Consider the following 18,946-nt stretch of genomic DNA (forward strand, 5'->3'; position numbering starts at 1 on the left):
ATGGACACCATCGCCGCCTCATACCTCACCGACGACCGAGATCTGCCGGCCGAGGAGCAGCGCCGCCTCGTGATCTTCTTCGGCGGCAACGGCGATCTGTACGTCCAGGTCGCGCCAAAGAACGGACCGACCGTTGATGGAGTTCGCGTCTGTACGTCGGGCGGCGCTTCGACGCAATGCCCTGGCCTTGGGCCGGCACTGGCAGACGCGTACCGCGCGATGCTGGCTGCGCAGGAGGGCGTGAAGGTGGAGCGCCGCCAGCCCAGCGACGAGCTCGAGGCTGAACTGCGCGCCTGGCGAGCCCGCTTCCCTGATCTGGTCTTCGACGGACTGTCGGAGATCGTCGACGTCTGAAGCGGGCTACACCAGCAGGCGCTACTGCCAGTCTGACGCCGCGCTGCCTCAATTAGGCCCTCGCCATGGTCAAGCGTACTGCCCGTCCGAAGACCGCGGCTTCTGGCGTATGAAAATGAGCCGCCCTTCTCGGCAATCACGCCCGCGCGCACGAGTACTACGCCGCCCGTCCTGAAGCAAACGCTATAAATCCGGTCCGCTTTCACCCGCTATTTCGCGCCGTGATTTCGAGCGATCTTCGTTACCCTGAGACCGTACAGGCGGAGCATGTGCGCTTCCCTGCAACCTCGACCAGGATCCACACCTCACCATGATCCGCAACCCGGACAGCGTTCGCGGGCTTGTGAAGGAGCTCGCGCAACATGGCGTCGACGTGACCGTGCACCCGGGCACCACGTTGTTCGGCGCCGCGCTCAAGTCGCTTACCAGCGAATCCGCCACGACGATCATCACCCTGCTGCTCGAGTCGCGTCAGGCACAGGCCGCGTAATCCGCCCTTCCTGATCAGACCCTGCTCAACAACGGAGAACGCCTTGAGCATGAACGCTGTGACTACCGAAGACATCCTCGGGCAACTCGAAGCCGGCCCGCTCGACTCTTTCGCGATCGCCAAGATCCTCAACCACTCGCACGTCGCCGTGCTATCGAAGCTCGAAGACCTGATAGACGCCCGCCAAGTTTCGATCGACTCGTACCGTACGAATGGCCTGCCCGAATACCGCCTCTTCAAGCGCCCGCGCCGCAGCGCCAAGCCGGCGTCGATCGCGAGTGGCCCCTACGTACCGGAGGTTACCCCGCTGAAGGGCTACGAATCTAGCCTGATGGCATTCTGTGACGCCTGCATGCTCACGCGCCGCTGATAGCCTGGGCGGGCGGCGCTCGTAGGCTGGCTTGCATTCTGATTCGCACGGGTAGCCTCGATAGACCAATGGCTTTCGAGGAGGTATCCATGGCAACAGGACTGCGGTTTTCGGAGGAGGAGTACAAGGCGCTGAAGCAACGCACAGGATCGCGCGCGGCGCCGCCGGCGGTCGAAGCACTGACGACCGAGCCCGCGGCGCCGAAGCCTCAAGACCGCATGCTCGCTCTCGGGAGGCTGCCGCAAGGCAAGATGAACCGGACCGAGGCTGCATATGCCGCGCACCTCGAGATGCTCAAGCACGCCGGCGAGATTACCTGGTACCAGTTCGAGGCGATCAAACTGCGGCTGGGCAAGAACACCTTCTATACGCCCGATTTTGCAGTGCGCCTCAAGAGCGGCGAGCTCGAGCTTCACGAGGTGAAGGGCTTCTGGAAGGACGACGCTCGGGTAAAGATCAAGAGCGCCGCCTACCTGTACCCGATCTTCCGCTTCGTCGCCCTCACGATGATCAGGAAGCGCGACGGCGGCGGCTGGCGGCGCGAGGAGTTTTAATCCTCGGACACGATCAATGAATCGCCTGGAAACGAAGGCCGAACAAAATGGGCATCAACAACACAGGCTTCGCCCGTTGCAAGTTCTGTGGTGCAGAGTATCGCCTCTTCACGATATTCAACCGGGACATGCAGGGTTTGTGCAAGACATGGAAGCGCCGCCATGAGCACGCGTGCGCCAAAAGGACGCCGGCACAACGCAGGCTGTGGGCTCGGAAGTATGCGGGAAAAGATACTACAGAGAGCAGCCTGACCGTGGATTTAGCCCACGCGGGGTTCGGAGGTACACCTCTGGGGTAACATCAGTCCGCTAGAAAGAGAAAACCCACCGGCACTCCTGTCGGAATGCTCGGTGGGCGTGGGTTACGGGTTATCGATTTCTTTGCGTCTATTATGCCGCTGCAAGAAGCGGCAGTTGATGCTGAGTAACAGCGCAGGCGCCCTTGGATTGCTCAGACGCCAGCCGAAACTCGACGTGGATGCCGTTAGCTTCGTGCACTTCCTTCATCGCTTGGTCAATCCTCTCGCAGGCCTGCTCGTGGCCGTCCCACGACTCGTTATCGATGGATCTGAACGGATCATCGTACGAACGAACGCCACTCTTGGCTACAGCTTTCCGGATCTCCTTGTCCAGTTTTTCAGCCTTCTCATACTGATCCCAGAAGCCGGCTGACTCCAGTTTCAAGTTCTCAGCAGGAAGCCAACCGCGGTGACGTCCAACTACCCGGTTGAGACGGTCAATCAGCTTCTTGTCCCGAGGAAAAAAGTGAATGGTTCCCATCCCCGGGTAGTAGCGGATGTCAAAGTACGACGATTCGACTCGCGCCCCATGCTTCAACTCAGTCCAGCACGAGTTGCACGCACTGACCAGACTCAACGCGGGAGCGGTATCTCCAGCCAACAACGCAAACCCCTTGTCGAAGTCCGCAAGCAAGCTTTGCATTTCCCATGGTGCAGAACTGTTCCACGTATCGGCGGGGAAGCCAGGGATGATGAAACGTGTATAACGAATCCGCCGCCCAATGGACCGGTAGTGCTTGTCGTTGCTGCGCCACCCACGGTAGTAGGCGACATTGTCGCTATGGTAGCGAGTAATCCGGTCGAAAGTGTCGCACAGCATATCGATCTGGATCTTTCCCTGTTGCTCGCAGATCCCGATCAGAAAGCTGTAGATGTTCTCCACCGTGAATTCAAGCTCTGCAATCAGCTTGAACTCAGACTCGACCCGCTTCTGAGCCTGACTCGACAGCCGGCTTGTCACATCGGCGGACCTAACGACCGATGCCCAGGCACGCCCCTTCAAGTCACCGTACGCCTTTCCGAGGGCCTCTCGAATCAATTCAACCCTAGGTGCGACCACCCGGTCCGACTGGCCAGGAGAACGTGGCCCTATCGATTCGCCGAGCATGCCCGCGTACGCACTGGCCTGAGCCTCCGCGAAAATTGCTGCGCGGGCGCTTATCACCGCTGCGTTGAAGATAAGGACGCGGTTTTCGATTTCGTTCGCGGGCAATGCCACCTGCCGAGGCTCGGCATATCCATGTCCGAGTTCCTCATTGCTGACGGTGTCTCGCTGCAAGCCACGCAGGAGATCCATCGTCACAAACGACCCGACTTCAGCCTTCTTCACGAGGTGAACGATTGCCACGTCCACTGGCGTGCGGCGTTCCGCGTCATCGACCTCAAAAGCTCCTTCGACAAATTCGACGTCGCCGAAATCGGCAATGAGTTTGACGAGACGTTTGCGCTCTGCCGATAGCGGTTTTCGGACAGTTTCGGCATTGATGATCATCACCACCTCGCCATCCCATAGCAAGTCCCACGCTTTCAGCACGTGCTTCTCGCCGTTGTGAAACGGCGGGTTGCCGACGATCGCCGAGTAGCAGGCACCCGACTGCATCGCGAGAAAGTCGTGACCTACAATTTTCACGCCAAGTTCGCGAAGCTCAGAGTGGTGGCGAACATCGATTTCGCAGCATTCCACGTGGGCGTACGGTTGGGTGCCAAAGGAGTGTCGGCGTTCGTGCATACCCTTCAAGAGATGACCCTTCCCAGCGGAAGGCTCGAGTACTCGGTCCGGGTGCTTGTTGTTCAATTTGCTCCAGACTCGCCTAGCGAGATCAGGCGGCGTGGGGTAGAACTGAAACAGGTCACGCGTGCCGTTTCGTTGCGTGTTCATAGACTCTCTCCTTATTGCGCCCGATGGCGCGTTGAAAAACAGGAGAGTTGGCAGCTTCGGGTAAGCGCTTTGAGACGCTGAGCGGAAAGTGCCGGTCTGGCGAGAGGTTTCCGGGGGGAGCCGGATCGCTAAGGATGGTGGCGAACATTGCCGATCGAACGGCTAGTACAAAGTCTAGCGAGAAAGCGTGATCGTGGCAACAGTCCAGGAAGTCAAAATCCGGCTGATGCAATTCCTTACTTGTCGGCGCAACTGGAACAGGGACGAGTGGTCGTCGCGCACAAAGGGCCATTTCCGAGCAGACCGAAAACTCGTCCTCGCGCCAGCCGCATAGACGATCCCAGCGCCTACCCTGCCGCTCGTCATCGACGCGAATTATCGAAAAGTCATCCTTTATGGGCCAACTGTCCGGCGCCGCCAGCACGCATCAAATCTGGCAGCTTGCGGCGCGTGTCCCATTCGATGACCTGCACGCTCCGTGCCTTGTAGCTCTTGATCTTTTCCGCCTTTCGCGCCTCGTACTCCGGATTGCCCATCATCCCCCAGACCTCGACCACGCACTCGCCTTCCTGATCCTGCAGGCAGAAGTCCGGGAACTCGGCCGCGCCGTCATAGCGAAGCGGCTTCGTGAAAGCCCGGCCCGCATCAACCAGCGCTTCAGCCATCTGCATCTCGTAGGATGAGTCCGCGGGAATGTAGTGCCGGCTCGTCAGCATGAAGGACATGTCGACGCCCTTGAGCGTCCCGTTGCGCGTGACCTCAACCACCATGATTAAAATAATGTGCGCATCAGGATTTTCCATCTGGGCGGCGACCGGCGGCGCTGACTGCTGCGCACGTTCGACGATCGCCGTGTCGACGAAGAACGCATGCATATGGTGTTTGAGCTTAACCTTGTGGCTGAATTTGGAGAGTTCCATCGACTTCAGCTCGCCGATGACGATGCCGCGCAGCCTATAGTCGCCTTGTACCTCTAGGCGCGAGCGGAACTTCGCCCAAGACGATTCGATCGCTTCGCGCTCGGTCTCGCGCCAAGCCGGTACGCAATACAGCGCGTTCTCGACCGGCTCACCATTCACCTTGCCGTCAAGGTTGATGAGCGCGCGGCGGCAGCGCCACCAGTCGCGCGTCCACCCCGGGCGCCACTCGTTCAAACCCGAACGCTCCCACAGCGAATGAAGCATCCCTAGCAAGCCAACCTTCGCCCGAGCCTTACCGCCATTTTTCGGCTCCTCGCTGCGCCGGACCGCCCCGATCCTTGCCTCGATGCGAACCTTAAGAGGCACATCCGCATTGATGTCGACTGACCCGTCCGGCTTCTCGATAATCGCGCCCTTTGCGTAGCCCGCGCGACCGCTCTGCGCTTCCGCGCGCATGCGGAAAGTACATTTCTGGTGATGGGAGAGCGCATCTTCCGGCCAGACGGCCAAATGGTATAGCCCGTCGCGCAGCCGGATCTGCAGTCGCCGGCCACCAGGCACGCATAGGCATCGTGCATGTCCCTGTGTGGCGCGGGCCAACTCGAACCACCTGCAATAGCGCTCGGGTTCCTGAAGGATGTCCTCGAGCAGCAGTGCGTGCCCGGCCAGATCAATGCGCTCGTTGTGCGCGATGCCTTCCATGCGTCCCCCGGAAGCGAGCGCACGAAAGACGAAGCGCTCGCAAACACCTGCGTTGGTCTACTTGAGTTCGCGCAGGAGGTCGAGGTAGGAGACGTATCGCTGCGCATCGTCTTCCAAGATACTAAGACGACTCGCGATTTCACACGTTTGAATGCCTGGGTTTTCTTGGCGAATTTCGCCAATTCGATACAAATTCTCCGAGAGCAGTTCGTCATCGCTCAGCGAGCTAAACAACGCGTTCTCTCGAAATTCTTCGTCCAGCCACGTGGAGAATGCCTGCGCATCGACGTCGCCCTTCGCCTTCATCAGCCCATGAACGCCCTGAAGTGTGATCATGGTGACCACGCCCTCTGGCATCGGGCTCGGCCACACTTCGTCTTGCATGTCGGCGGCGCTCACGAGAGCGTCGAGGTCAGCACCTTCAACCATGCCCACGACCTTGGCGACGTCGCCAAGTCGTAGGGCGACAAGAAGCCTGTCTCGCGACATAGAAACGAGCACTTCTTGACCGGCATAGATTCGCCTTTGAACGGGCATAGTTGGAACAATGAGGTGGAATTGATAAGCAACCGTGCGTTGCGGGAGCCAGACTATACTAAATCTTTTTCATTTTCACATCTGGGGTTGACTATATTAACAAATACAGAATTTCCCCCAGAATATTTGGCTCCAATCGGTCGTTTGATAAGACCTTTACAGGATGCCGAAGTACCGGCGGCACGCGTGCAGTTTCCCAAATCCTCGGATTCGCGCACGGACGGCATGCGCGGCTGTTCCGACCGTGCAACACAGCCACCCAACTGCGCTGCATTGAGCGCCATTTTTCAACCTTCCCCGCCTGACTTGGGGGCGCGCGGTTTGAAAAGCACCACACTGTCTTTAAGAGGCAGATCCATTTGACGCACATCAAGCAACGCATCCGTCCGGCGCCGCCCGGCCTTATCTTGAACCGGACCACTAGGGGCCGATGCAGACGACGCCGGAACGACTCCACGCAGCACCGGCCGTGACTTTGCCGATCGCGCCTGGCGCTCCTCGTCGCTGACCTTCTGCGGTGGGCGACGGAGGCCCTTGAAGTGGCCATAATACGAGCCTGTGATGCTCGTGCGGCTATGGCCGAGCTTTTCGCTAACTTGGCTCAACGCCAAATGCAGCTCCTCAGCGGGCATCTGATCGGCCGTTCCGCCAAGCGTCGGAGGCACGAACGGCCGATCCTTGTTTACCAGACCAGCGTTCTCCGAGTACTCGGCACGCAGACCGTGACCGGCAACGCCGGCGGCGCTCTTGGTGACGTCCATTTCACTCATGCGTCGCATGTATTCTTGGCAGCTATACGCGAGGGTCGCGGGTTTTCCCCTCCGCGTCGTCTTCCAACCCATAGAATCGCCCTTCGGCATGCGTGCCTTCACGTAGTCCAGCATCTCGCGCTGGAAGGTGTTCTCTATCGGCACGTTTCGCGCCCGGCCGCCCTTCGGTCCCGCGTTCGGGTAGACGGCGAGGTAGTCCCCGTGGTCGCATTTCCAGGGCTTGAGCATCAGGATTTCCTTGCGCCGCAGGCCGAACGCAATCGCCAGACGGAGCATCAGGCCAAAACGCTCATTGAGCGCATCCGCTTGGGCGATCTTCTCTTCGACGTTAACGCCGTTCTTCGACCACGACTTTGACTTTGTAGCAACAGTCCTGCGCTGCAGTTCAGCCCTCGGCACATGGGGGAGATAATCCTGAAGCGTTCGCACCATGCCCTTCTTGCCGATCCAGATCGCGAACTTGCGCAGCACCGAGAGTTCATTTTGCATCGTGGCAACAGCCCGGCCCTCCGAATGCCAATGTTTCACGAGCACGTCGACGTGCCGTTCACCGAGGTTGCGCGGATTCTGGAGCTTGAAACCGAGCACGGTCAGCGTGCCGAATACGGCAAACAATACCGACGCCGTCAGTTCTCGCGTCCGGTGAGAGGCTACATTACCGTTCACGCGGACGCCAGCATGCCGGTCCACGACGGTCTGTAGTTCTCTCCGCCAGCCTCCATGAGTGTCCGTACGCACTGCAGGAGTCGCTTGCGAAGCACCTAGCTCCATGAGTTTTTTCATCCCAGCCTCCATAAGTCGTTCATCACACAATGATCACGCCTCGCCGCGTGCGTTACGCATTGTGAAATGCGCGCCCGATCTCGCCGGGGTACCACACATACAGTAGCTTTTGAGGGGTATGAGCGAACCCTTCGTAAAAATGTGCGTTTGTGTCGCCGGCTCCAGCTACAACTTTTGCTGCTCAGCGATCACCCCGGCGCTTCCGCTAACCGGGTCTCCCTCCCATGCGGGCTGGAACTGGCCTTTCTAGCAGGGACCATACTGCACCGGTTCGTCTTGCGACGATATAGGCCCGGCACGAGCCTTGTTCGTTTATCTCCCACATGCCTTAAAGCATGTTGGCTGGGCCCTCTATCCGCCGGTCTTGCGACCCGATCAAATAGCCCACTCACCGACGTCATCGGAGAGCAGCAAAAGCCTCTTCTACCGCAGGTCGTACGACCCTTTGGAACTTTTTGTATGTGTACGTTCTGATGTTCAACACCGGACGCTCTGCCACACGCGATAAGGGGTTTGCGCCCCCTCTGTGTTCGATTGTCGTTCGAATTGAACCGAGTGAAAAAAAACGCGCTTGCGCGCGAATTCACCATTTCGAGGTGGTCGTCCTACGACGAATTCACCTAATGGCGTGGTCAGTGATAGTGCTACCAACTGACACTGGGGAGAGCGAATCCGGCGAGGGATTCGCATGCCGCCAACGCGGCTTAGGAAACTACTGGCTGGAGCCACTGCGCTCCGATGGACAAAAGTAAATCACATCTGGAGCGTTGCTGCAAGCGCCTCAGCGAGGGTCTCGTGTCCGTCCTGCGGAACCATGTGAAAAGGACTAGGGGCATTCTGACCGGTACCCCGCACCCTTCCGCACACGACGGCAGCGTCCCACGATACTCCCCGTATCGCCCCGCTGTTCGACACTCATCGCCCATGTATCAGCGAAACTCAACGATGGTGCGCACATACAGTCTACGTTGCTCAACAATGATCACCTTTTTTCAACACTAATCCTCAGTTCTCAACGCTTCTCTCAACATCCCTCTCCACTTCTCAACGATTTACTCAACTTTACTAAACAGACTTCATCATCTCGCTCAACGTTAATTAACGTTGCTACCTCGATCGACTTAATAAAAGCCAACTTTCTCCGGGATTCATTCAAATTTTCCGTATCGATCTATGTAAATCTCTCAACAACCGCAACCCCTAACCAAAAATTGCACCGTGACCTCGTTAGACGAGTTTTTGGCCAGAAAGCGACAGGAGCGAAACCGAGGGAAACTTGCTGGGCTCACAAACCAAATTAGAGCCCTCAAGGATCTGGGCGCGAGCTACAAGGAAATCGCTGAGTATCTCCAGATCGAGCACGGTCTCACGGTCACTCGTGGTGGACTGCAAAGGCACCTGAAAAGCCGTTCGAGCGAACAGTCGGCCCCGCCCGCGTTCGACATCGGTTCTCCGGCGACACGTCTGACTGTCCCACCGGCAGCACAACCGCATCTGCGCCCCCCAAACGCGACACAAGAATATGCATCTGCTTCAAGCGAGACATTCACTGACCAGCGCCGAAGTGAAGGCGACGCAATCCATACATCCGAGGCGCCGCGGGCGGAAGTCCGGGCTAAATATGACCGGAACTCCCCAGAGCATCTGGCGAAAGTTGCCGCACTTAGGCAAACGAACAGCAAATCCAAGACGTAACCTTCACGAACAAGGGGAATAGCCATGCCACTCAAACTTCTCGTCATTCATTCCACCAGCATGGTGGGCAAGAGCACGACCGTCGCGACCTTACTGCATCCGCGACTCGAATCACCGAGGGTCTTCTCCGTCGAAGAGCAGAATCAAGACGCAGCGCGGTACGGTATCGACGTCACGCGCTATCACGCCTCTGAATTCAAGCGGCTCATGGAAGACGTCGAGCTAGAAACGAACGATCTGATCGTCGACGTCGGAGCGTCGCAATATGCAGAGGTCATGAACGCGTTCGACCATGGGCGCGGCGTCATCAATGACTTCGATGTCGTCATTGTCCCCACTACGCCCAACGGGCGCGTCCAAGAGGAGACCCTGACAACAATTGAAAGCCTCCGGCAGGTGAATCTGCAGATGGACAAATTGCGAATCATCTTCAACCGGGCTGCTGTACTCAAGGGTAGAAACCTCGAGCGTCAATTCGAAGATGTCATCGCTCATCTCTTCTCTGAGAAACAGATTCCTTACTATAAGGATCTCGTTTTGTTCGAGAGCCCCATTCACGCGGACCTTCGTGAGGCCGGTTTGTCCTTCCGCCAGATCGAGAACGACCATACGAATTACCGGCAGGCACTCGACGAAGCAAAAAAATTAGACCCGCGAGGGTCGGAGATTCTCCGCTTAGTGCGCATGCTCGCACTCCAGCGCGCCGTGGCCCGAGCCAAAGAAGATCTCGACCACGCGTTTGCTGCGCTCCGTCTCCCCGCAGACAACACTAAGGCGAAGGAGTAAGCATGCTGTATGGTGGACCGTACAGCGCGGCCGAAGAGATCTATCTTATGCAAGCGGAGGAGGCTACAAACCTTCGTGCTGACATGCGTGAGGTGGTGGACATACTCCATGCCCACCACACTCATAATCTGGCCATGGCCGAACGGCGGCAAACGGCGGATCACCAGATCCTCGAGACCGTCGCTGCCCTGATCACCATCGCGAACGCGCTTGAATCTCTCGCGCGCCAGGCGGACTCGATGCCGGATCGAGTTCAGGCAGTCCTCAACGCGGCAGACGTAACCGAGATTCACAAGAGGCTCGCGGATGCCTTGGCCTTGGACATCTGGGCGCGACTCGGCACTCATTCAGAAGCCGAAGCCAAGCGCTTAGGAGACATCGGAGCCCGCATCGAGAAGAATGTGCACGAGATCGTCCGGAATCTTCACGACGCGAACGCCGGCAAACCGAGTCTTCCGCCGCTCAAACCAGAGGGGACAGCAAAGGGGAGGCTCTTGAGCCGAGCCCGCCTCTGCTACATCTACTTGTTGCGCCTGAGCGGCGACGTTCATCATCTTGTGAGTATCGTCGCAAGCGTCTGCGTCGCTCTGGCCGCCATCGCAATCCTGGTCGGACAACTTTCTCACGTACCAACCGGCCACTGAAGGCCGCGTCCTCTTCATCCCACAGCGCTGTCCGGTCATGACACCAATAGCCGCGAAGACACCTGTTTTCGCGGCTATTTTCCATTCACGGCACACTGAAATCATCTCGGCGCGCACTCCATCGCGAATGGGGCCCCTGTGATTCATCCATCGCCTTCTGGCATCAAATGTGCGGAGCGCAATGTATTTATTTAGATGGGGGGTGCCCCTATGTGTTTCGTCAAGCGCTAGGGGCGGCTTTGGGTTGATAAAAGGTACCGTCGCGCAGCATGGCGAACATGACGTCACAGCGACGTCTGGCCAAGGCGATGAGCGCTTGGTTGTGGCGTTTGCCTTGCTGGATCTTGCGGGCGTAATAGTGCCGCGAGATGGGATCTCGCAAGGCCGCGAACGCGGAGAGGAAAAGTGCTCGCTTGAGCACCTTGTTGCCGCGTCTGGAAGGGTGTTCGCCGCGAATGGACGAGCCCGAACGGCGCGTGACAGGTGCTAGTCCCGCGTAGGCGGCGAGGTGCGCTGCCGAGGCAAAGGCTTTGTGCACGACTTCGGTGAGGAGTCTGGCAGCAGTCCTGACGCCGACTCCCGGCATGCTGGTCAGGACCGGCCAAAGAGGGTGCGCAAGCACCAGCCGCTCAACTTCGGCGGCGACCTCGTCGCGCTGTTTGCGTAAGGCGGCGAGTTGCTGGGCCAAACGAGGCATGACGATGGTGGCGGCCTGGGTGCCGGGGACGATCACGGCCTGCTCGCTCAGCGCCTGAACGATTTCGGCCGCGAGGCCTTTGCCCATGCGCGGAGCGAGCTTGATCAGGCGGTTGGCGAGTGTCTTCTCGCTGGTTGCAGCAAGAGCGGCCGGCGACGGGTAGCGCTCGAGCAGATCGAGCACCGCTGGATGGTCCAGACGGGGGCCGAGGACGCGCTCAAGCGCGGGATGGATCTGGGTGAGCAGGCCGCGAATGCGGTTGCTGGTTTGGGTAACTTGGGCGGCGAGATCGTCGTCGAAGCCGCACAGCATGGTGAGTTCAGCGAGCTGCTCGTCGGCCAATCGAAGGGAGCGCAGCGTATGCGGCATCGAGCGGGCGGCCTCAGCAATGATCGCGGCATCGCGGGCGTCGGTCTTGGCTTCGCCGACGTGCAGATCGGCGATACGGCGCATGGATAGTCCGGGCAGATAGGCGACCATCACGCCTTCGTCGCGCGCAACAGCCACCGGCAGTGCGCCGATGGTGGCGGGCTGGTCAACGACGAACAGGACTCGGCCGTGAGCCTTGAGTTCGGCGATGAGGGCGCGCAGCTTGGCCTCGTCGTTGGGAAGCGCCTTGTTGTACAGGCGCTTGCCGCTACGATCGAGCGCAACGGCGTGATGCTGGCCTTTGCCGACGTCAACGCCAACGAAGACATCGGCGGCGTCATGTTGTTGAATTTCTTGCATCGCAGTTTATGCAGAGTGAACGGATTGGCCTGCAACAACGGTGGCAAGTCTCGGCATCCACGTTACGGACGGCGCAGGGATATCCCGGCCAAACCCCTATCAGCGATCACCAGCCACCCACCAGGTCCGGTGACAACACCCCCCGGATCATGAGTGCGACTGGGGGCGAGAATCATGCCGGACCTGGCTGGCCAAAACCTCGATTATCGAGGCAGGAAGATAGTAACGGGGGTGAAACTTCTGCTGGAAGCGCCGTATCTGCTCTATATCGACACCAGCATTTCCTCCACTAACGTGTAGATAGGACATCGCGTGATCATGCGACCCAAGACTCCCACTTCGCCGTTGCGGAGGATGACCGCAGCTCTATCTATTAGGATGCGGACCGGACTACGATGCATCTACGTCAAGGTAGGAAAATGCGCACCTCAAGCGGGCGTCGCGCGTCCCCGCGTGGCGCTGATTGCGCATCGCGTGGGCGAGATCATCGCTTATGCAACGATGCAAAAGCCGAGCTTTTCGCCGCGTGACAGGAAGCACTTCGCCGGCTTGCCGTGGATACCCATTCATCGGGGCGCCCGTTGACTGCCGCTCCCGTCACTGACCGACTCGCCTGCAAGTAACACGCTTCCGTATAAATAGGAGTTCAATCATGTCAGCCATGGCACCCATTCATTCCGCCGATCCGATCCCCACCATGCCGGACGGCCTCTCTCACGAGGCGCAGCAAGAACTTAGTGCCCTCGCCGTCAGCCTGCGTGTACATTTCAATGGCCTGCTGCAAACGGCCGTACAGATCGCGCTGATCACGTACCGCCTCTCCCAGATCATCGGTGACTCTGTTAAGGCACAAGCCTATTTCTGCCAAGTAACGGGAAAAGCCCCCAGTACTTTCCGCAATTACCGCGGCATCGGCAGGATCGTCAGCAAGCATTTCACGCATCCGGAAGGTTACATCCCGATGCACATTACCCGTCTTCCGCTCGAAACCTTCCAACTGCTTGACGACGACATAGACGCGCGCGTCGTCGATGCAATCGCCGAACATGCACAGAACGGTCCGCTGACGGTGCCTCAAGTCAAAAAACTGATTGCGGAGGCGACCGCCGATCTGCGCGGCGATCTCGACGAAGCAAACGCGCGCGTCGTGGAATTGGCCGCGTCGGCTGCAGAAGCGCAGGCACACGCGAAGGATGCGGAGATAGGAGAAGCAAGCGCTAAAGCCAAACACGACAGCGTGGTGGTTCAACTCCGCGCCCAGGAACAGCTGGCCACAGAGCTTCAGGCTGACCGCTCGGCGATCCTTAACGACCTCCGGGAAGCCCAGGAAGATATCAACCGTCTTCGCCAGGCTGAGTCTCAGATCCAGTACGTGGACAAGACAGTCGAGGTGCTTCCGCCTGATGTCGAGAGTCTGGAGCAGGCGCGGACAGAACTAGCCGAGGTCAGCGCTCGCAAAGCACGGTTGACACAAGAACTGCAAGATCTCGAAAGCATGATCGCGGATGCACGCGAGTCGTCGAAATCCATCGACGAACTCGAAAATGGCGTGGGTGGCCTGATTGCCGCATTTCCCTCGGCGCTCGTCCTCAAGATGCGCGGCTCCAATCCGATGATCGGCACGAAGATCGACGCGATCGCGGGCCAGCTTCGCGCCCTGGCCGACACGCTGGCCTCAAAGAAAATCGCCTAATTACGACCACTACCGATCCCGGAGAAAATCATGAGCAGAGGTAACGGACCCGAACTGTTCCTTCCCCCCTTGGCAAAGATAGCGATGGCAGAAGCTAACATCAAGATCCTCGAATGCTATCGCAGCCTCAAGGACCATGCGGATCCTGCTGCGGCCCTCACTTTTGGTCTCTCCGACGAGCAATTCGAGATCGTTCGGAAACTGAGCCATTCGGACATTCGATGGCTCGCGAACGAAGGTCTGCCGCTCTGGAATGCGCGCTTCGAGCTGAAGATGACCGACGGAAATCTTGAACTGGATCGTGAGCAGGTGATCGCATCCCTGCTGATGACCTTCTGACGAAGCGAACGAATCCGACAAGGAATATGACATGTTGACCGCTGGAAGTGCACCTACCCTCAACGAACGCATTGCTCGCGTGCTCATTCTCTCAGGAACGAGGCGGCCGGTGGTCAGGAGCATCAGTCGAGTTCCGGATCCAAAGATCGACCAGATGTATTCTCAGGAGATCGGCCGCAACTCATCGTCTGGGCAATTGCCTTCGAGTCTGGAGTGGTTCACGAAGACGCACCGCATCCAGATGCACGGCGCCTTTCTCTTGCTGGCCTATCACCGCATCCATAAGTCCCTCCGTGGCACATCCTCTCAGGGCATCATGCCAGATAGCGTTCCACGCGTCGCCTTCACTCGCACCCTTACCTGGTACCACGAAATGTGCGGAGGGAAGGACAAAGCCGTCATTAGTTCGCAGCGCCTCTACACTTTGATCCGCACCTTCGCCGATGCCCAATCAATTAGCCAGCGCGGCAACGAGGCGGCAGAAATCAAACTCCACCGCTGTGCGACCTGCAAACTACCGCTGATCATCCCACGTCACTACACCGAATACCATTGCTCCGCCCACAAGCCTAAGGGGCGTCGAGCATCGAAAACCTAATGTCGGTCACAGTTGAATCATCGATTGAAAAATCGTGCCCTCGCCCCAGACTTCCGGCGCCGCGCCTGACGAATAGGGCGCTACTATCCACGTAAGACATTCACACGTGGAGAACCGTGTTGCATACGATGCAGGACCAGGTGGCGGACCTGCTGCCATTACAAGCTGAAGACACCATGCCCGCAGAAGGAACGCTCGACATCAATCAACTGAGGGACCGCGGGTGGACTCGCCAGATGGTCGCCCGATTTCTTGGTGTTCCAGACGCACGTCGGCCCGCCACGCGCGGAGGCGGCGGACGTCCGGCCGAACTCTTTCGAATCAGTCGTGTTCGCGATGCCGAACGCATGGTTGCATTCTCTCTGGCGCGACGTACGGCACTGGAACGATCATCTCTCGCTCGCCGCTCCCAACAAGAACGCCGCGCATCGCTAATGCGTTTCGCGTCAAGCCTCGAGTTGACTCTCCCTGACCGGGACATCGAAGCCGTTGCGCAATCGGTGCGGGCTGACGAAATCCCGTCTCTCGCCGGTGATCTCGCCAACAAGAAGAATCGCGCCGTGCGTCTCCTTCTGAGCATACTCGCGGACTCCAGCAGACGACTGGACGTGTTCCACGGCCAGCCCGGCATCAAGGACGCGCGCACTTTGCTCCTCAAACGCAAGCTCGCTCTCATCGCGTCGCGATATCCGGCCCTAGCCGATAGTTGCGACTGTGTGAATCTTGAACAAGTCCAAGAAAATGTCCCTACTCCCCCACCGTAAATGGTACGCGATGGTGCGAATTTTGGCCGCTCGCCTCTGCACGGAAATCGCACAGTTAGCCCCGAACTGGAAATGGCGGATTGACGGCGTCGCAACCGCGGCGGTGCTGATCGTGCTGATCCTCGACAGGACTACGTTCAAGGTCTCTGCGGCCGGCCCATGGATGAATGTCGTCGCGATATTCTGCGTCGGCTTCGTCTTGCAACGAAATCTGGGTCGTCGCCGACAGACAAGGCAACAACCCTCACGCGGCCTCATCCGCAGAATCATCACTTGGCGTCGTTCGCGAAGCTAGTTCAACGCATTGCGCAACGTTCATTTGCGTTCCCCTCCGACGACACTATTCTTGTCTCAGTGCGCGGGACGTTGAGTAACGAACCCGCGAAATCAATAGACACCCAAGGAGTACGCGATGAGCAAGTTTAAGAAGAGCGACGACTATCCCACCTTCAACGAAGTCATCAACACGCCGCGCCAAACGAAGCTGTGGCAACCGTTCCGGTCCGACGACAAGCACTCGAAAGCGGAAGTCGCGGTCGCCAACGCGGGCGTACTGGTGGCGTTCGCACTGCTGGTCGCGATGACGATCGGCGTTTACGCAATCGCCATCTGGCTGACGAACCTCGGCTGCGACACTCTGATCGAGATGATGCCGGGATGCGCGAGCTTTGCAGACCTCATCGGTTTGGCGCTGAAGGTTCTCGCAACTATCTCGTTCGCGTGGTTCATGAAAATCTGCTGTGATTGCGTGCCATACGTGGTTAGCAAGCTGCGAGAGAGCGCGGATCAAGTTTTCTAGAGCTCCCGTCACCCAATTTGCAGTGGCACCTGGTTCTGGACGGTCATGCCGTGTAAGTCGCGGTTGCCGTCCAGAAGCTCCTTTTTCCGGGTCCGGATCGCAACTGTCGGGGCTCCTCCACCACGACAAGCCCCACCCACACGCACACTCCGCAAAGTCAACCCGACTGAAGGTTTGACCCGTGGGATTCGGCCGCTGCCTATTCGGTGCGAACCGGACTAAGCTACTTGCGCCTTCTGGAATTCAATGGGGCTGACGTAGCCTAGGGTGGAATGTCGGCGCGTCGGGTTGTAGAGCCGCTCCATCTATTCGAACACGTCGCCTCGCGAGTGCTCGCCGGCTAGATGCACCATGCGGGCTGCGCGCTCATTCGTCGTTAAACTGTTTAGTGAGGCTTAATCTCGGCCCGCGCCGGCTCGTCACGTCTTACTCGCGCCACCGCAGTAGCGCTCCTTGAGCAGATTGACCGCCACAAGTTTGAACTATCCGTTCAATACTCCTCTAGCTTCCACATGCCGTTTCCGACTACACCGTCACACCTTAAACAAGGTGTCTTTAGAAACGGCAGGGATCGCGAAGTCATCACCGTCGCGCTACCGCATCTCGTCTGTATAGCCGTTCGTGAGCAGCTTATTCACAACCCTCTGAACCTTGGCCGCATACCGATCCCGATAGGCCGGCGTAGCGGAATTATAGGAGCCGATGGCCGCCCACGTATTCCCATATTTTTCGATCGATTGTCTGAGTATCCAGGCGCCCATATAGACGCTCTTGCAGCCATTGAACAGGTCGGCCTTCCCAATGCCATACCGGGCAAGCTCGGGAAGATGAATCGAATTGATTTGCATCAGGCCATAGTCAATCGAACCATTTCGGTTGGTGTTCGTCAGATTCGCCCGATTGCCGCTCTCGACAATCGCGATGGCTCTCAGGATCAAGGGATTGACGTGATGAAAGCTCGCTGCGTCGTCGAAGCAGTCGGCAAAGGCCAAGCCATGTATAGAGATCAAGAGCGGTACACACAGCCAGCGAAGGCAGGATAGCGGGCGCATGGTAGTCGTCGGACAGAGGAAAAAATGAATGAAGCGGGATTTAATTTTCCCCACATCCACCTGAATCAAAGAACCAAATATTCCTCAACCAAGTAGTCCAATCGGAATCCAATTTTTTCCGTGAGATTACGCCCTACGCATTGCCAAAAACTCGCACCGCGCAGTCGACTTGCGCTAGTCGATACGGCATTTAGAGTGGAAATGTCCATGTCAGGACGCGACATTTCAACAACTCGTCAAATATTATGGCTAACAAAAAAATCCTCGCAGTTCTTTCCGCTCTTCTGATCGCCGGCGTTACCTCGAGTGGTGCACACGCGCAAGTTCGCAACGAAGTTTACGGCTCCGTCGGTACGGACGGAGTGGGTCTCGGCTACGGGTACGGCATCAGCCAGCACTTCGGCACCCGAGTCGAAGTGAGCGGCTTCAGCTATTCGCATGGCTTTAGCGCTGGCGACATGCACTACGATGCCAATCTCCGCCTGATCCACGGTTCGCTTCTGGGTGACTACTTTCCCGCACCGTCGTTCTTCCCGATTCGGCTGACGGTCGGGGTACTGGTGGGCGCTGATCAACTCAGCGGCAACGCGACCGGCTCGCAAGGAACCTACACCTTCAACGGCGTGACGGTGCCGACCCAGGGTGAATCGGTCCACGCCAGCCTGAAGTTCCCGGCCGTTCGTCCGTACGTCGGCATCGGCTTCGGTCACAACCCGAATGCGAAGGAGGGCCTGTCGATGGCGTTCGATGCTGGCGTCGCAATCGGCAAGCCGAGTGTCACCTTCGACGTTCCGCAGAATATTGCGAGTGCGGCCGGCGCTCAGAACGTGGCGGCTGAGGAACAGAACCTTCGTTCGAAGGCGAGCAAGTTCCCGGTCTACCCGATCGTTAAAGTTTCCCTGACCTACCGATTCTTCTAATCGACAATTCGGCAGGATTGCCACACGGACGCCCCATCGCTCGATGGGGTGCTTGTATTTGTGCGCCAACATTGGCGCACTCCAGCGGCTGTGAGTGCCGCAAGCTGGCCACCGTGAATAAAGTGAAGCGCAAGTACACGAGGACGACGGAGTGTCGGGAGGCAGCGTTGAACGCAGCGCGAGCCGATGGCACGCCCCGCCGCCGCCTTCCGACAAAGGCTAGCGCGTTCATTACGATCGTCCCCATTTTGTCGAATGCGCGGTCCGGGCCCAAAAAGTCAGCACATCGGGCGTGAGACGCCCGCAAGCTCCGACAAAGCCTCCTTGCGCCGAGCGGCGTGTAGCCCAGACGAGAACGCGCGTAGAGCTCACAGGCAAGACAATGCGACGGGGAATGCCAGGCCAGCAGGTACCCCGAATATGAACATCCCAACGCTCGCATGCTCGAGATCTTCGTCATCAGAGTTCACCGCCATCAAGACGGTCTAGACGGATCCATTCCCGTCCGGAACACCGCATCAATCTCGATTCGTAGACAATACGCGCATATCAAATCTTGACCACCTAGGGAA

Annotated in this window: 18 protein-coding genes and 1 pseudogene; 12 read left to right on the forward strand and 7 right to left on the reverse strand. The window is 58.3% G+C overall.

The genetic code is table 11. From position 1 onward, the window contains the following. From PTE31013_RS19645 to PTE31013_RS19660, 4 genes are all read left to right on the forward strand, one after another. A complete protein-coding gene (locus tag PTE31013_RS19645; protein WP_246174737.1) occupies positions 1-354 on the forward strand; it encodes a hypothetical protein in 354 nt (117 codons plus the stop codon). Between the two features lie 310 nt (positions 355-664). Further along, positions 665-844: a hypothetical protein gene (locus PTE31013_RS19650; protein ID WP_150609502.1), complete on the forward strand. Its 180-nt coding sequence runs from the start codon at positions 665-667 to the stop codon at positions 842-844. A 49-nt stretch (positions 845-893) separates the two neighbouring features. Then, the gene (locus tag PTE31013_RS19655; RefSeq protein WP_150609504.1) at positions 894-1,214 is read left to right on the forward strand and encodes a hypothetical protein; all 321 of its coding nucleotides are present in this window, start codon (positions 894-896) and stop codon (positions 1,212-1,214) included. Between the two features lie 89 nt (positions 1,215-1,303). Then, positions 1,304-1,768 (forward strand): DUF1064 domain-containing protein, encoded by a 465-nt coding sequence (locus PTE31013_RS19660; RefSeq protein WP_246174740.1) that lies wholly within the window; start codon positions 1,304-1,306, stop codon positions 1,766-1,768. Positions 1,769-2,158: 390 nt separating this feature from the next. Here the strand turns inward: PTE31013_RS19660 and PTE31013_RS19670 are convergent, their stop codons facing one another. From PTE31013_RS19670 to PTE31013_RS19685, 4 genes are all read right to left on the reverse strand, one after another. Continuing rightward, positions 2,159-3,946, reverse strand: a complete 1,788-nt coding sequence (locus PTE31013_RS19670) for a DUF4942 domain-containing protein (protein ID WP_150609508.1) — start codon at positions 3,944-3,946, stop codon at positions 2,159-2,161. A gap of 386 nt (positions 3,947-4,332) precedes the next feature. Beyond that, positions 4,333-5,568, reverse strand: coding sequence for a DUF1173 family protein (locus PTE31013_RS19675; protein WP_150609510.1), 1,236 nt, complete (start codon positions 5,566-5,568; stop codon positions 4,333-4,335). Between the two features lie 57 nt (positions 5,569-5,625). Continuing rightward, positions 5,626-5,997 carry a hypothetical protein gene (locus PTE31013_RS19680; protein WP_150614366.1) on the reverse strand — a complete coding sequence of 124 codons (372 nt, stop codon included), beginning with the start codon at positions 5,995-5,997 and terminating at the stop codon, positions 5,626-5,628. A 395-nt stretch (positions 5,998-6,392) separates the two neighbouring features. Beyond that, complete coding sequence (locus PTE31013_RS19685; RefSeq protein WP_174978640.1) at positions 6,393-7,541, reverse strand: phage integrase N-terminal domain-containing protein; 1,149 nt, start codon at positions 7,539-7,541, stop codon at positions 6,393-6,395. A gap of 1,836 nt (positions 7,542-9,377) precedes the next feature. Here PTE31013_RS19685 and PTE31013_RS19690 point away from each other — a divergent pair. Together PTE31013_RS19690 and PTE31013_RS19695 are read left to right on the forward strand one after the other, a co-directional pair. Then, positions 9,378-10,139, forward strand: coding sequence for a hypothetical protein (locus PTE31013_RS19690; protein ID WP_150609517.1), 762 nt, complete (start codon positions 9,378-9,380; stop codon positions 10,137-10,139). 2 nt (positions 10,140-10,141) lie between these two features. Further along, positions 10,142-10,783 carry a hypothetical protein gene (locus PTE31013_RS19695; protein ID WP_150614368.1) on the forward strand — a complete coding sequence of 214 codons (642 nt, stop codon included), beginning with the start codon at positions 10,142-10,144 and terminating at the stop codon, positions 10,781-10,783. Positions 10,784-11,003: 220 nt separating this feature from the next. Here the strand turns inward: PTE31013_RS19695 and PTE31013_RS19700 are convergent, their stop codons facing one another. Next, positions 11,004-12,209 carry an IS110 family RNA-guided transposase gene (locus PTE31013_RS19700; RefSeq protein ID WP_150614369.1) on the reverse strand — a complete coding sequence of 402 codons (1,206 nt, stop codon included), beginning with the start codon at positions 12,207-12,209 and terminating at the stop codon, positions 11,004-11,006. A gap of 652 nt (positions 12,210-12,861) precedes the next feature. Between PTE31013_RS19700 and PTE31013_RS19705 the strand changes: the two genes are divergently transcribed. The 5 genes from PTE31013_RS19705 to PTE31013_RS19725 all read left to right on the forward strand — a co-directional run bounded on the left by PTE31013_RS19705 (position 12,862) and on the right by PTE31013_RS19725 (position 16,402). After that, positions 12,862-13,902 carry a hypothetical protein gene (locus PTE31013_RS19705; RefSeq protein WP_150609521.1) on the forward strand — a complete coding sequence of 347 codons (1,041 nt, stop codon included), beginning with the start codon at positions 12,862-12,864 and terminating at the stop codon, positions 13,900-13,902. A gap of 30 nt (positions 13,903-13,932) precedes the next feature. Further along, complete coding sequence (locus tag PTE31013_RS19710; RefSeq protein ID WP_150609523.1) at positions 13,933-14,241, forward strand: hypothetical protein; 309 nt, start codon at positions 13,933-13,935, stop codon at positions 14,239-14,241. Between the two features lie 31 nt (positions 14,242-14,272). Next, the gene (locus tag PTE31013_RS19715; protein WP_150609525.1) at positions 14,273-14,839 is read left to right on the forward strand and encodes a FlhC family transcriptional regulator; all 567 of its coding nucleotides are present in this window, start codon (positions 14,273-14,275) and stop codon (positions 14,837-14,839) included. Positions 14,840-14,958: 119 nt separating this feature from the next. Then, complete coding sequence (locus tag PTE31013_RS19720; RefSeq protein ID WP_150614370.1) at positions 14,959-15,603, forward strand: hypothetical protein; 645 nt, start codon at positions 14,959-14,961, stop codon at positions 15,601-15,603. A 412-nt stretch (positions 15,604-16,015) separates the two neighbouring features. After that, positions 16,016-16,402 carry a hypothetical protein gene (locus PTE31013_RS19725; protein WP_150609530.1) on the forward strand — a complete coding sequence of 129 codons (387 nt, stop codon included), beginning with the start codon at positions 16,016-16,018 and terminating at the stop codon, positions 16,400-16,402. 218 nt (positions 16,403-16,620) lie between these two features. Here PTE31013_RS19725 and PTE31013_RS25390 read toward each other — a convergent pair. Further along, positions 16,621-16,788: pseudogene (locus PTE31013_RS25390) on the reverse strand (IS3 family transposase); the annotation flags it as partial. A gap of 207 nt (positions 16,789-16,995) precedes the next feature. Beyond that, positions 16,996-17,454: a lytic transglycosylase domain-containing protein gene (locus PTE31013_RS19730; protein ID WP_150609564.1), complete on the reverse strand. Its 459-nt coding sequence runs from the start codon at positions 17,452-17,454 to the stop codon at positions 16,996-16,998. A 245-nt stretch (positions 17,455-17,699) separates the two neighbouring features. Here PTE31013_RS19730 and PTE31013_RS19735 point away from each other — a divergent pair, with 245 nt between their 5' ends. Then, positions 17,700-18,374 (forward strand): hypothetical protein, encoded by a 675-nt coding sequence (locus tag PTE31013_RS19735; protein WP_150614371.1) that lies wholly within the window; start codon positions 17,700-17,702, stop codon positions 18,372-18,374. The last annotated feature ends 572 nt before the right edge of the window (positions 18,375-18,946 follow it).

This window comes from Pandoraea terrigena (assembly GCF_902459705.1).
Classification (GTDB): Bacteria; Pseudomonadota; Gammaproteobacteria; order Burkholderiales; family Burkholderiaceae; genus Pandoraea; species Pandoraea terrigena.

Bases quoted from the DNA above. Each gene is read 5' to 3' on its own strand.
- PTE31013_RS19730 (WP_150609564.1), bottom strand. From the start codon at position 17,454: ATGCGCCCGCTATCCTGCCTTCGCTGGCTGTGTGTACCGCTCTTGATC.
- PTE31013_RS19670 (WP_150609508.1), bottom strand. From the start codon at position 3,946: ATGAACACGCAACGAAACGGCACGCGTGACCTGTTTCAGTTCTACCCC.
- PTE31013_RS19660 (WP_246174740.1), top strand. From the start codon at position 1,304: ATGGCAACAGGACTGCGGTTTTCGGAGGAGGAGTACAAGGCGCTGAAG.
- PTE31013_RS19705 (WP_150609521.1), top strand. From the start codon at position 12,862: ATGTCAGCCATGGCACCCATTCATTCCGCCGATCCGATCCCCACCATG.
- PTE31013_RS19650 (WP_150609502.1), top strand. From the start codon at position 665: ATGATCCGCAACCCGGACAGCGTTCGCGGGCTTGTGAAGGAGCTCGCG.
- PTE31013_RS19710 (WP_150609523.1), top strand. From the start codon at position 13,933: ATGAGCAGAGGTAACGGACCCGAACTGTTCCTTCCCCCCTTGGCAAAG.
- PTE31013_RS19725 (WP_150609530.1), top strand. From the start codon at position 16,016: ATGAGCAAGTTTAAGAAGAGCGACGACTATCCCACCTTCAACGAAGTC.
- PTE31013_RS19700 (WP_150614369.1), bottom strand. From the start codon at position 12,209: ATGCAAGAAATTCAACAACATGACGCCGCCGATGTCTTCGTTGGCGTT.
- PTE31013_RS19675 (WP_150609510.1), bottom strand. From the start codon at position 5,568: ATGGAAGGCATCGCGCACAACGAGCGCATTGATCTGGCCGGGCACGCA.
- PTE31013_RS19655 (WP_150609504.1), top strand. From the start codon at position 894: ATGAACGCTGTGACTACCGAAGACATCCTCGGGCAACTCGAAGCCGGC.
- PTE31013_RS19695 (WP_150614368.1), top strand. From the start codon at position 10,142: ATGCTGTATGGTGGACCGTACAGCGCGGCCGAAGAGATCTATCTTATG.
- PTE31013_RS19680 (WP_150614366.1), bottom strand. From the start codon at position 5,997: ATGGTTGAAGGTGCTGACCTCGACGCTCTCGTGAGCGCCGCCGACATG.
- PTE31013_RS19690 (WP_150609517.1), top strand. From the start codon at position 9,378: ATGCCACTCAAACTTCTCGTCATTCATTCCACCAGCATGGTGGGCAAG.
- PTE31013_RS19645 (WP_246174737.1), top strand. From the start codon at position 1: ATGGACACCATCGCCGCCTCATACCTCACCGACGACCGAGATCTGCCG.
- PTE31013_RS19715 (WP_150609525.1), top strand. From the start codon at position 14,273: ATGTTGACCGCTGGAAGTGCACCTACCCTCAACGAACGCATTGCTCGC.
- PTE31013_RS19735 (WP_150614371.1), top strand. From the start codon at position 17,700: ATGGCTAACAAAAAAATCCTCGCAGTTCTTTCCGCTCTTCTGATCGCC.